Here is a 12,424-nt window from a genome sequence, read left to right on the forward strand (position 1 = left end):
CTAATTTAGGTGGACCTAATGGGAGGATGACGGAGATGCGAGCGCTGAGCGCCCTGGGGTTGGTCGCCGCGGTTCTGATCGGCCTGGCGGGGTGCGGGTCGACCACCCAGGAGGCCGGTCCCCAATCGGGCCAGGCGCAGGCGGGCGGCGGCGCCTGGCCCCGCGTGGTCGAGCACGCGATGGGCAAGACCACGATCCCCGCCCCGCCCAAGCGCGTGGTGGCGCTCGACCAGAGCTTCGTCGACGCGGTGCTCGCCCTGGACACCGAGGTCGTGGGCTTCACGACCTACCGCGCGCTCACCGACAAGCTTCCCGGCTACCTCGGGGCGAGCGCCCAGCGGTACGGCCGCGAGGCCCAGGTGGTCGGCACGCTGGAGGCCCCCAGCCTGGAGAAGATCATCGCGCTTAAGCCCGACCTGATCGTCTCGGCCAAGGTCCGCCACGAGGCGCTGTACGACAAGCTGTCGCAGATCGCCCCCACGGTGTTCAGCGAGAGCACCGGGGCCCTGTGGAAGGAGAACCTCCGCCTCATGGGCAAGGCGCTCGGCAAGGAGGACCTCGCCGAGCAGCGGCTCACGGCGTACCAGCAGCGCGCTACCAAGATCGGCGAGGCGGTGAAGGAGAAGAACGGCGGGAAGATGCCGACCGTCACGATCGCCCGCTTCGCCGGGGAGCCGACCGTCCGGCTGTACGTCGAGAACTCCTACTCCGGCCTCGTGCTCAAGGACGCCGGCTTCCCCCGCCCCCAGGGCCAGCCGACCGCCACGGACAAGATCGCCGTGAACATCAGCGAGGAGCGGATCGCCGACCTCGACGCCGACCGGATCTTCGTCGCGACCTACCCGGACGACAAGGGCGACGTCCGCAAGATCCGCGAGAAGTTCGAGGCCAACCCGCTGTGGGGCAGGCTCAAGGGCGAGCGCAAGGACGTCGACGACATCACCTGGATGACCGCCTGCGGCATCCAGGGCGCCAACGTCATCCTCGACGACCTGGCCGCGACCTTCGGCGTGGACCCGGCCAGGAGCGCCTGACCCCGCCGCCGGCCGGGAACATGGCTAGAACTCCAGGAACGTGCCGAACTCGCGGAGCGGGGGGTCGATGTCGATGCCCCGCTCGGCGAGCCAGGCGTCGTTGTCGTAGGTGCACCGGTAGCGCTCGCCGCCGTCGCAGATCAGCGTGACCACGCTGCCGCGCTCGTCCCGCTCGCGCATCTCCTTGATGATCTGTACGGCCGCCGCGACGTTGGTGCCGGTCGATCCTCCGACGTGGCGCCCGGTGACCTGCCGGACCCACCGCATGGCGGCGATCGAGGCGGCGTCCGGCACCTGGATCATGCGGTCGATCACGGTCGGCAGGAACGACGGCTCCACCCGGGGCCGTCCGATGCCTTCGATGCGGGAGCCGGGCGCGGTCGCGCCCGTGTCGCCCTCGACCCAGGAGGGGTAGAACGCCGACCCCTGCGGGTCGACCACCGCCAGTCGGGTGGAGTGGCGGCGGTAGCGGATGTAGCGGCCGATGGTTGCCGACGTGCCGCCCGTGCCCGCGCCGACCACGATCCAGGACGGCTCGGGGTGCCGCTCCAGGGACATCTGCTGGTAGATGCTCTCGGCGATGTTGTTGTTGCCCCGCCAGTCGGTGGCGCGCTCGGCGTAGGTGAACTGGTCCATGAAGTGGCCGCCGGTGTCCTCCGCGAGGCGGCGCGACTCCTCGTAGATCGCTCTCGGGTCGTCGACGAGCCGGCACTTGCCGCCGTAGAACTCGATGAGCGCGATCTTCTCCGGGGACGTGGTGGCGGGCATGACGGCGACGAACGGCAGGCCGAGCATGCGGGAGAAGTAGGCTTCGCTGACGGCGGTCGAGCCGCTGGAGGCCTCGATCACGGTGGTGTCGGGGCCGATCCAGCCGTTGGCCAGGCCGTAGAGGAACAGCGAGCGGGCCAGGCGGTGCTTGAGCGAGCCGGTCGGGTGCACCGACTCGTCCTTGAGGTAGAGGTCGATGCCCCAGTGTGGTGGGAGCGGGAACACGTGGAGATGGGTGTCGCAGCTGCGGTTGGCGTCCGCCTCCACGGTGCGGATCGCCTCGGCCACCCACGCTCGTACCTTCGGATCATGCCTGTCCACGTAGTTCATGGCGATACGGTACCCTGTAAACCTTCTGTGTGACTCTGACCACATTTTCTTCCGTTTGGTGGAGAGTCTGTTACGATTATGAGACTTGTCCGGCTTTGGGGTGTGTAGTGGCCGCCCCGGCCCGCTCTCGCTTCGTGACTCTCCTGACCAGCTAATACCCCTAACATCACCCTTATAGGTGAACCGTAAGCATGTGATCAGCCGTCAGATGGAGTAAAGCGGTAACCGAGCCTGCATGGGTTCATGCCGGATGGGTAACGGGGGACAGCAGGTATGAGGGGGATGAGATGATCTCGATGACCGAACAGCAGCGTCAGGCGTGGTTCGAGCGTGACGTCATGCCCGTGACGAACCAGCTCTTCGCATCGGCCATGCGCCTCACCCGGAACACCGCCGACGCCGAAGACCTGGTGCAGGAGACCGTCGCCAAGGCGTACACCTCCTACCACCAGTTCCGTCCTGGCACGAACCTGAAGGCTTGGCTCCACAGGATCCTGACGAACAACTTCATCAACGACTACCGCAAGCAGCAGCGGTCGCCGAAGCTGTCGGCCGCCGAGGACATCGAAGATTGGCAGCTGGCCGCCGCGGAGTCCCACATGTCCACGGGGCTGCGTTCGGCGGAGACCGAGGCGCTGGAGCAGCTGCCCGACAGTGTCGTCATGAACGCCCTGCGGTCGCTGCCCGAGGACTTCCGTGTCGCGGTCTATCTGGCCGACATCGAGGGGTTCGCGTACAAGGAGATCGCCGAGCGCATGGGCACGCCCATCGGCACGGTGATGTCCCGCCTCCACCGCGGCCGCCGCCAGCTGAGGAACATGCTGGAGGGCTACGCGCACGAGGAGGGGGCCGTGCGGATGTCCCCGCAGTTCCAGGCGGCCTGACCGGGCCACTTCACTTCCGGGAGCCCGGGAGCCGGCCCACGTCCCTCCGGCTCCGGACGCCCAGGCTGTCACGAAGGCCGGTACGGCATCCGCCGTGCCGGCCTTCGTCATGTCCGCGGCGCCTATGCCGAGGCGATGAGGGCGACGGCGCCGAGGGCCAGGGCGACACCCGTGACCTGCACGGTGTTCAGGCGCTCCCCGAGGACGTACCGGGCGAGCAGGAGCGTGCTCGCCGGGTACAGCGACACGATCACCGCGACCACGGCGAGCAGGCCGCGCTGGGCCGCGAACAGGTAGAGCACGTTGGCGAGCATGTCGAGGGCCCCGGCGGCCACGATCGCCGGCAGCGCTCCCCGCCCGGGGCGCAACGTCCGCCTGGTGGTCACCGCCAGGACGGCCGCCACGACGGTGGAGGCGAGACGGGCGCCGAACAGCGGCCACAGGCCGGTGCTCTCGGGCACCTGCTTGAGCAGGATGAAGAACGCGCCGAACCCGAGACCGGAGGCCAGCGACTGCAGGGCGGGAAGCAGCGCCGCCTTCCCCAGGCCCGCGTTCGAGTCGCGGCTCACCAGCACGACCGCCGCCAGCGCCAGCACCACCCCGCCGAGCGCCAGGGCCTTCGGCCGCTCGCCCATGAGGAGCCCCGCCAGCACGGGCAGCGCCGCCGAGGTGGTCGCGGTCGTCGGGGCGACCACCGACATGACGCCGTTGGCGAGCGCCCGGTAGAAGAGGATGACGCCCAGCCCGCCGCACAGGCCGGCGGCCATGCCCCAGCCCAGAGCGGCCGCGTTGAGGGAGCCGGGCAGCAGGGGGAGCAGCGGGAGCACGAAGGCAAGGCCCGTGACCTGCGACAACATGACGACGGCGAGCACTTTGGAGCGCTTGGTGGCAAGACCGCCGAAGAAGTCCGCCGTCCCGTACACCACGGCGCACACCGTCGCCAGCACCACTGCGGTCATTACCTCTACACCTCTACTGCATTGCACTGTTTGTACAACCTATTGGGTGTACTAGATTGCACACAAATCACACTAGACTGCACTCATGCCTGATCCGGAGACGATCACGGCGGCGATCGCCAACAACGTCCGCGCCCAGCGGGCGCACCGCGGGCTCACGCTCGACGCGCTGGCCGCCCGCTCGGGGGTGAGCCGGGGCATGCTCGTGCAGATCGAGCAGTGCCGCACCAACCCCAGCGTGACCACACTGACCCGCATCGCCGACGCGCTCGGGGTGACCGTGGCGCGCCTGGTCGAGGTCTCCGACACCCCGGTCGTGCGGGTCGTCCACTCCTCCGACGTCGTCACGCTCTGGAAGAGCGACAAGGGCGGCTCCGCCCGGCTGCTCGTCGGATCCGACGCGCCCGCCATCCTGGAGCTGTGGGACTGGACCCTGGCGCCGGGGGAGTACCACGACGGCGACGCCCACCCCGCCGGCACGCGTGAGATGCTCACCGTCCTCGAGGGTGAGCTCACCCTGTCGGTGTACGGCGCGAGCCACGTGATCGGCCGCGACGAGGCCGTGCTGTTCAGCGCCGACCGGCCGCACCGCTACGCCAACGAGGGCGAGGGGCCGCTCCGCTTCGTCATGGTCGTCACCGAGCCCAGGGAGACGCCCGACCAGTAGAGCCCCCTACGCCGTGACCGCTGTTCCTCACAGTCGAGTCACGGCTCGCCGACAACGGTTCAAAGCTTCGGTCAAGGCGGGTACATCACCGGTGTGAGTGCGCTGAAGCCTTGGGTTCCCGGTCGTCCCGGAGGCCGTCAGGGGGTGGACGGGTGACTGACTCCCGAGCGGCCATGGCGAAGCTCCAGGTGGAGCTCGAAGGCCTGGGGGTGACCGACGCGTACGAAGTGTGTGAAGACGCCATCCTTTCTGTGTGGATCGGGCTGGTCGTCACATTCCGTGATGGCTTTTACCGTTGGCAGGAGGGTGTGGTGAAGCGTCGCCATTTGGGTACTGATCCGGTTGGATGTGCCATTCGGGTGGCACGTCGTTACGCCGAGTTACGGGCAGACGTTCCGCCCTGGTGGGACGAGCTCGCCAAGACTCTGCGCGGGGGAGCGGCCGAGCATTACCCGTGACCCCTGCCGCTGTACGGGGGGAGCGTGCGAGTGGCACCGTCTCGAATCGGAATGGCATGGCTGTCGATCTCGCTCTCGCTCGCGGCGGCGCTCTGCCTGCCGGGATGCGGCGAGGTGCGGGCCCCCGGGCAGGGCCGAGGTGGGGACGCCCTCCGCGTGCGGCGTACCGCCCCGGTACGGCCGGTGGCCGACCCCCGGATCCTGGCCGCACGACTGATCGCCCAGCAGCCCGTCTGGCCCGGGAGGCGTCCGAAGGTGCAGGAGCGCCGGAACATCCAGTGCAAGCAGGTCAAATGCGTCGCGCTGACGTTCGACGACGGCCCGTTCGACTACACCGGCACGCTGCTCGACACCCTCTACGCCCACCAGGCCAAGGCGACGTTCTTCGTGGTCGGGCAGATGGTGAACGCGCAGACCGCGCCGTTCCTGCAGCGCATGGTCGCGGAGGGGCACGAGATCGGCAACCATTCCTGGGACCATCCGTCGCTCACGGGCCTGTCACCCGACGCGCTGCGCTCCCAGCTCGACCGCACCCAGCAGGTCGTCAGGACGGTGACCGGCGTCACCATGCGGCTGATGCGGCCGCCCTACGGCAACACCGACGGCAAGGTCGCCGACGGGACCCGCGGCGCGGGGCTGGCGCAGATCCTGTGGGACCTGGACACCCTCGACTGGCGTGACCGCAACACCCCGCTGATCGTGCAGCGGGCCTCCGTGGCCCAGCCGGGCGCGATCGTGCTCATGCACGACATCCACAAGACCACGGTGGAGGCCGTGCCCCGCCTGCTCCAGGAGCTGGAGGCGAAGGGGTACACCTTCGTCACGGTCTCGGAGCTGTTCGGTGACGAGCAGCTCGTCCCCGGCAGACGCTACGCCGGGGAGACGGGCGAAAGCCGCGTCGCGGCGAAGCCGCGGCCCTGAAAGCCCTTCTCGGCCCTGAGCCCCTCCGCCGACCGGCCGGCCGCCCCGCGAGGCGGCCGGCGTTCATGCCCGGGATGCTTCAGCCACGCTTGGCGCGGGCGGCCGCGCGGGCGCGGCTGGGGGCGTCGAGCACGACCTTGCGGATGCGGACGGTCTCCGGGGTGATCTCCACGCACTCGTCCTCGCGGCAGAACTCCAGGGCCTGCTCCAGCGAGAGCACCCGCGGCGGGATGAGCTTCTCGGTCTCCTCGCTGGTGGAGGAGCGCATGTTGGTGAGCTTCTTCTCCTTGGTGATGTTGACGTCCATGTCGTCGGAGCGGGAGTTCTCTCCGACGATCATGCCCTCGTACACCTCGGTGCCGGGCGAGACGAACAGCGTGCCGCGCTCCTGGAGGTTCATCATGGCGAACGCGGTGACCGCGCCCGCGCGGTCGGCGACCAGCGAGCCGTTGTTGCGGGTGCGCAGCTCGCCGAACCACGGCTCGTACGCCTCGAAGACGTGGTGGACCAGGCCGGTGCCGCGCGTCTCGGTGAGGAACTCGGTGCGGAAGCCGATCAGGCCGCGGGCCGGGACCACGAACTCCATGCGGATCCAGCCGGTGCCGTGGTTGGTCATGTGCTCCATGCGGCCCTTGCGGACGGCCAGCAGCTGCGTGATCGCGCCGAGGTACTCCTCGGGGGCGTCGACCGTGAGGCGCTCGACCGGCTCGTGGATCTTGCCGTCGACCGTCTTGGTGACCACCTGCGGCTTGCCGACCGTCAGCTCGTAGCCCTCGCGGCGCATCTGCTCGACCAGGATGGCCAGCGCCAGCTCGCCACGGCCCTGGACCTCCCACGCGTCGGGACGGTCGGTGGGGAGCACGCGCAGCGAGACGTTGCCGACGAGCTCCTTGTCGAGGCGGTCCTTGACCATGCGGGCGGTGACCTTGGAGCCCTTGACCTTGCCGACGAGCGGGCTGGTGTTGGTGCCGATCGTCATCGAGATCGCCGGCTCGTCGACCGTGATCAGCGGCAGCGGACGCGGGTCGTCGGGGTCGGCGAGGGTCTCACCGATCATGATGTCGGGGATGCCGGCGATGGCGATGATGTCGCCGGGCCCGGCCTCCAGGGCCGGCTTGCGTTCCAGGGCCTCGGTCATCAGCAGCTCGCTGATCTTCACGCGCTGGATGCTGCCGTCGGTGCGGCACCAGGCGACCTGCTGGCCCTTCTTGATGGTGCCCTGGTGGACACGGCACAGGGCGATACGGCCGAGGTAGCTGGAGGCGTCGAGGTTGGTGACGTGGGCCTGCAGCGGCGCGGACGGGTCGTACACCGGGGCCGGGATCGTCTCGGCGATCGTCTGGAACAGCGGCTCCAGGTCGTCGGAGTCGGGCATGCCGCCGTTCTCGGGACGGTTCAGGCTGGCCCGGCCGGCCTTGGCGGAGGCGTAGACGATCGGGAAGTCGATCTGCTCCTCGGTGGCGTCGAGGTCCATGAAGAGCTCGTAGACCTCGTCGACGACCTCCTTGATGCGGGCGTCGGGCCGGTCGACCTTGTTGATGCACAAGATGACCGGCATCTTGGCGGCGAGCGCCTTGCGCAGCACGAACCGCGTCTGCGGCAGCGGACCCTCGGAGGCGTCGACCAGCAGCACGACGCCGTCGACCATCGACAGGCCGCGCTCGACCTCGCCGCCGAAGTCGGCGTGGCCGGGGGTGTCGATGATGTTGAGGGTCATGCCGCCGTGCTTGACGGCGGTGTTCTTGGCGAGAATGGTGATGCCCTTCTCGCGCTCCAGGTCGTTGGAGTCCATGACCCGCTCGTCGACGTCCTGATTGGCGCGGAACGCCCCGGACTGCCAGAGCATGGCGTCCACGAGCGTGGTCTTGCCGTGGTCGACGTGCGCGATGATCGCGATGTTCCGCAGGTCGTCGCGGCTGTTCAAAGGCATGATTGAATCTCGCTCTGGGTCGTGGGGGCACGCCGCGGACACTGCGGCTCCCCCATTTTAGTTGATCGCTGTTACCAGCATGTGCCGGTCATCCGCAAAGAGGACAATTCCGGCGTTATTCCAAACTCGTTCCCGGGCCCGCCCGGTGTCCGTCCAACCCCCGTTCACCAGGAACGACGGCGGGTACGGGTGCCCGTACGAGGCCGCACTGTACGCCGCATGAAACGGCGCCGGGGACTAACACCGCCGGGCACGGGAAGGCAGACAGCATGGTGGACGAAGGACTGACACAAGTCGCCGCCACCGCACTCCGGACCGGCCGGCCGTCCGACCGGTATCAGTGCAGGCGGCGCAAGGGCCAAGGTTGCCGCCTCGTCGTATGGGGGCTGGTGCTCGGAGCGTTCGCGGCGGGCTGCGTCATGCCGATGTCGGCCAAGGCCGACGGAACGGCTGCCCTGGCCGCCCCGGTGGCCTACCACTCGCCGCAGTGCGCTACGACGGTGGCGAATAAGCTCAACGCATGCCTCTCGCCACAGCATTCCCCGCGACGCTGATGACCAAGGACGGTGTGCGCATCGACGCCGCGCACACCCCCTCCCGGGGCGAGCCCGATCTCGGCATCGTCCTCGCGCACGGGTTCACCGGATCCTGGCGTGAGGCCACGACGCGGCGCATCGCCCACGTCCTGAGCGGGTTCGGCGGGGTGGTGGCCTTCGACTTCCGCGGGCACGGCAGGTCGGGCGGCCTGTCCACCGTCGGCGACGAGGAGGTCCTCGACCTCGACGCGGCCGTGCGGCACGCCCGTTCCGTCGGGTACACGCACGTGGCCACGGTCGGCTTCTCCATGGGGGCCGCCATCGCCGTACGCCACGCGGCCCTGCACCGGGGGACCGACGCCGTGGTCGCCGTCAGCGGGCCCGCCCGCTGGTACTACCGCGGCACCCGCCCGATGCGGCAGGTGCACTGGGCGATCGAGCGGGCCTCAGGACGCCTGGTGGCGCGGGTGGCCAAGCGCACCCGCATCAAGGTCGGCCAGTGGGACCCCGTGCCGCTCGCGCCGCACGAGGCGGCCGGGCTGATCTCGCCGACGCCGCTGCTGGTCGTCCACGGCGACGCCGACCGGTTCTTCCCGCTGGAGCACGCCCACCAGATCTTCGACGCCGCCCGCGAACCGAAGGAGCTGTGGATCGAGGAGGGGTACGGCCACGCGGAGTCGGCGGCCACCCCCGACCTGATCAGGCGCATCGGCAGGTGGATCGCCGGGGCTCCCTGGGACTCCGGCGAGGACGCCAGCCCCGCGAGCGCCCACTCCGCGACCTGACCCGCCCTCAGGCGGGACACGGCCCCCGCCCCGTCCTGCGTGAACGCCATCTTCCATGCTTGGCCTGGATCGCGGAGCGCCGCCGGGCCGGTTAAGGCTCGCGTCCGGGGGCATCGGTTCCGGACATCTGTCAGCGCGGTCGCCGCCAGGTGATCCAGGCACAGGGGGTGGACCAAGTGATCCTGGTGATCAACTCGGGATCCTCGTCAGTGAAATACCAACTGATCGACCTCGACGGCCCGGTCCGGCTGAAGGCGGGCAAGATCGAGCGCATCGGTGAGCCGGAGTCCGGCGTCCACGACCACGAGGCGGCCCTGAAGCGGGTGGCCGAGGAGGTGTCGCGGGTTCCCGGTGAGATGAGGGCCGTCGGCCACCGCGTCGTCCACGGCGGCCCCTCGTACACCGAGCCCGCGCTGATCGACGACGACGTCGTCAAGCAGATCGAGGCCGCCGTCCCGCTGGCTCCGTTGCACAACCCGGCCAACCTCGCCGGCATCGAGGTGACGCGCAGGCTCTGGCCCGAGGTGCCACAGGTCGCCGTCTTCGACACCGCCTTCCACAGCACCATCCCGCCGGCCGCCCACACCTACGCGATCGACGACGAGGTCGCCCGGAGGTTCGGCGTGCGCCGCTACGGCTTCCACGGCACCTCCACCGCGTACGTCTCCCGCCTCGCCGCCGAGATGGTCGGCAAACCGGCCACCGCGAACGTCATCGTCCTGCACCTCGGCAACGGCGCCAGCGCCTCGGCCATCTCCGCAGGGCGGTGCGTGGACACCTCGATGGGCATGACCCCGCTGGAGGGCCTGGTGATGGGCACCCGCTCCGGCGACATCGACCCGGCCGTGGTCTTCCAGCTCATCCGCGGCGGCATGTCGCCCGAGGACGTCGAGGAGATGCTCGTCCACCGCAGCGGCCTGCTGGGGCTGTGCGGTGACAACGACATGAGAACGGTCATGGAGCGCAGGGCGTCGGGCGACGAGCGGGCCACCTTGGCCTACGACGTGTACTGCCACCGGCTGAAGAAGTACATCGGCGCCTACTGCGCGGTGCTCGGCACGGTCGACGTGATCGCCTTCACCGGCGGCGTCGGCGAGAACTCCGCACAGGTCAGGCGCCGGGTGCTCACCGGCCTGGAGCCCATGGGCGTCCGCCTCGACCCCTTCCGCAACGTCTCCTGCACCGGCACCCGCCTGGTCTCCACCGACGAGTCGCGCGTGGCGGTCGCCGTCGTCGCCACCGACGAGGAGCTGGAGATCGCCCGCGAAACTTTCACCGTCATCTCGCGAACCAATCCCGAATAGTTGTCGTCTACCTCCACGGAGGTAGGAGATCAACCGGAAGGGCTCCAGCGGGGGCGTCTCTTCCAGCGGGGGCGATCTCGGCCACTACGGCGACGAGACCGTCGCCCAGCGACGCGGGGGCGCGCTGGACGACGGTCTCGCCCCTTTCACCCGGAGTCGCGGCGCCGTTGTACGGCGGGGAGCGGGCGCTGCCGTACGGCGGGGAGCGGGTCAGCCGAGGCGGGCTATCGACTTGTGCTCCAGGTAGGCGGACAGGCCTTCGGGGCCGAGTTCGCGGCCGATGCCGCTGGCCTTGTAGCCGCCGAACGGGGTGGACGGTTCCATGGTGTTCATCATGTTGACGCCGTAGGTGCCGGTGCGGACCCGGCGGGCGATGTTCATGCCGTGGTCGGTGTCCGCCGTCCAGACCGTGCCGGACAGGCCGTAGTCGCTGTCGTTGGCGATGCGGACCGCGTCGGCCTCGTCCTGGTACTCGATCACCGACAGGACGGGGCCGAAGATCTCCTCGCGGGCGATCCGCATGTCGTTCGACACCCCGGCGAACACCGTGGGCGCGACGTACCAGCCGCGGTCGAACGGCCGGTCGAGGCCGCCGACGACGGGCTTCGCCCCCTCGTCGATGCCGATCTTTATGTACCCCTCGACCCGCTCCTGCTGGCGCTTGGCGACCAGCGGGCCGATGCCGGTGGCCGGGTCGGCCGGGTCGCCGACGGGCTGGGAGGTGACCATGTCGGCGATGGCCTGGACCACCTCGTCGTACCGGCGGGAGGAGGCGAGGATGCGGGTCTGCGCGACGCACGCCTGGCCGTTGTTCATCAGGGAGGCGATCGACAGGAAGCCCATCGCGGCGCCGAGGTCGCAGTCGTCCAGGATGATCGCCGCCGACTTGCCGCCCAGTTCGAGGCTGCAGCGCTTGAGCTGCTCGCCGCAGATGCTCGCGATGCGGCGGCCCGCGGCGGTGGACCCGGTGAAGGCCACCTTGTCGACGTCGGGGTGCGAGACGAGGTGCTCGCCCGCCTCGCGGCCGGCGGCGACGATGTTGACGACCCCGGCCGGGAGACCGGCCTCCTTGATCATCTCTGCGAGGAGGTAGGAGTCGAGGGGGGTCTCCGGGGCGGGCTTGACGACGACGGTGCACCCGGCGATCAGCGCGGGGGCGAGCTTGGTCATGATGACGAACTGGGGGACGTTCCACGGCACCACGGCCGCGACCACGCCGACCGGCTCGCGCCTGACCGTCACCGGCCCGAACATGCCGGGGCGGTCCTCTTCCACCGCGAACGTCTTCCCGAGTTCGCTGAAGTACTGAAGGATCCCGAGCGGCTGCGGAGCCTGGGCGAGCTGCGAGAAGGTGATGGGAGAGCCCATCTCGCGGGTGATGATCTCGGCCATCTCGGACTGCCGGGCGGAGTACAGCTCGGTCAGCTTGCCGACCACCTCGGCGCGCTCGGCCATGGTCATCCTGGGCCAGGGGCCGTTGTCGAACGCCTCGCGGGCCGCGGCGACCGCGCGGTCCATGTCGGCGGCGGTGCCCTCGGGCACCCGCCCGATGATCTCCTCGGTGTGCGGCGAGACGACGTCGATCGTCGCGCTGCCCGCGGGAGCCACCCAGTCGCCCCCGATGAAAAGACGGTCGTGCTGAAGCATGTGTCTGCCTCCTGGTCGGGCGGGCCGGGGTTCTGTTTGACCTAATGCTTGCTTGTTTCAGTCTTGCCGCGAAGGAGCGGGGCCACAAGGGCCGTACCCCTCGAACGCTGTGACAGAACCATGTTCTATCTCTGTTGGCAAGACTCGGAGAACCGAGGCCGGCCCAATCCTCCGGAAACCGGCCACGGCCGTACCCCCGAG

The 12,424-nt window shown here is 69.5% G+C and carries 11 protein-coding genes; 7 read left to right on the plus strand and 4 right to left on the minus strand.

Annotated elements, in window-relative coordinates; genetic code table 11:
• Positions 1-26 precede the first annotated feature (26 nt).
• A complete protein-coding gene (locus tag KIK05_RS06510; RefSeq protein WP_250562312.1) occupies positions 27-1,034 on the plus strand; it encodes an ABC transporter substrate-binding protein in 1,008 nt (335 codons plus the stop codon).
• Positions 1,035-1,058: 24 nt separating this feature from the next.
• Here the strand turns inward: KIK05_RS06510 and KIK05_RS06515 are convergent, their stop codons facing one another.
• Positions 1,059-2,132 (minus strand): PLP-dependent cysteine synthase family protein, encoded by a 1,074-nt coding sequence (locus tag KIK05_RS06515; RefSeq protein ID WP_214409632.1) that lies wholly within the window; start codon positions 2,130-2,132, stop codon positions 1,059-1,061.
• 287 nt (positions 2,133-2,419) lie between these two features.
• On the opposite strand from KIK05_RS06515, the gene KIK05_RS06520 reads away from it, so the two are divergent.
• Positions 2,420-3,016, plus strand: coding sequence for a sigma-70 family RNA polymerase sigma factor (locus tag KIK05_RS06520; RefSeq protein WP_214409633.1), 597 nt, complete (start codon positions 2,420-2,422; stop codon positions 3,014-3,016).
• Between the two features lie 122 nt (positions 3,017-3,138).
• On the opposite strand, the gene KIK05_RS06525 is transcribed toward KIK05_RS06520, so the two are convergent.
• Positions 3,139-3,975, minus strand: a complete 837-nt coding sequence (locus KIK05_RS06525; protein WP_214409634.1) for a DMT family transporter — start codon at positions 3,973-3,975, stop codon at positions 3,139-3,141.
• Between the two features lie 85 nt (positions 3,976-4,060).
• On the opposite strand from KIK05_RS06525, the gene KIK05_RS06530 reads away from it, so the two are divergent.
• The 3 genes from KIK05_RS06530 (at position 4,061) to KIK05_RS06540 (ending at position 6,021) form a co-directional block, all read left to right on the plus strand.
• On the plus strand, positions 4,061-4,642 hold the full coding sequence (locus tag KIK05_RS06530) for a helix-turn-helix domain-containing protein (protein ID WP_214409635.1): 582 nt from the start codon (positions 4,061-4,063) through the stop codon (positions 4,640-4,642).
• A 173-nt stretch (positions 4,643-4,815) separates the two neighbouring features.
• Entirely contained in the window at positions 4,816-5,100 is a 285-nt protein-coding gene (locus tag KIK05_RS06535; protein ID WP_250562313.1) for a hypothetical protein, read from the plus strand.
• A 30-nt stretch (positions 5,101-5,130) separates the two neighbouring features.
• Complete coding sequence (locus tag KIK05_RS06540; protein WP_308249778.1) at positions 5,131-6,021, plus strand: polysaccharide deacetylase family protein; 891 nt, start codon at positions 5,131-5,133, stop codon at positions 6,019-6,021.
• 79 nt (positions 6,022-6,100) lie between these two features.
• Here the strand turns inward: KIK05_RS06540 and typA are convergent, their stop codons facing one another.
• Positions 6,101-7,951, minus strand: coding sequence for a translational GTPase TypA (typA, locus tag KIK05_RS06545; protein ID WP_214409637.1), 1,851 nt, complete (start codon positions 7,949-7,951; stop codon positions 6,101-6,103).
• A 520-nt stretch (positions 7,952-8,471) separates the two neighbouring features.
• On the opposite strand from typA, the gene KIK05_RS06550 reads away from it, so the two are divergent.
• Positions 8,472-9,272, plus strand: coding sequence for an alpha/beta hydrolase (locus KIK05_RS06550; protein ID WP_214409638.1), 801 nt, complete (start codon positions 8,472-8,474; stop codon positions 9,270-9,272).
• Positions 9,273-9,457: 185 nt separating this feature from the next.
• Positions 9,458-10,576, plus strand: coding sequence for an acetate/propionate family kinase (locus tag KIK05_RS06555; protein WP_308249795.1), 1,119 nt, complete (start codon positions 9,458-9,460; stop codon positions 10,574-10,576).
• Between the two features lie 210 nt (positions 10,577-10,786).
• On the opposite strand, the gene KIK05_RS06560 is transcribed toward KIK05_RS06555, so the two are convergent.
• A complete protein-coding gene (locus KIK05_RS06560; RefSeq protein ID WP_214409640.1) occupies positions 10,787-12,223 on the minus strand; it encodes an aldehyde dehydrogenase in 1,437 nt (478 codons plus the stop codon).
• Positions 12,224-12,424 lie beyond the last annotated feature (201 nt).

This window comes from Sphaerisporangium fuscum, from assembly GCF_018531465.1.
Taxonomy (GTDB): domain Bacteria; phylum Actinomycetota; class Actinomycetes; order Streptosporangiales; family Streptosporangiaceae; genus Sphaerisporangium; species Sphaerisporangium fuscum.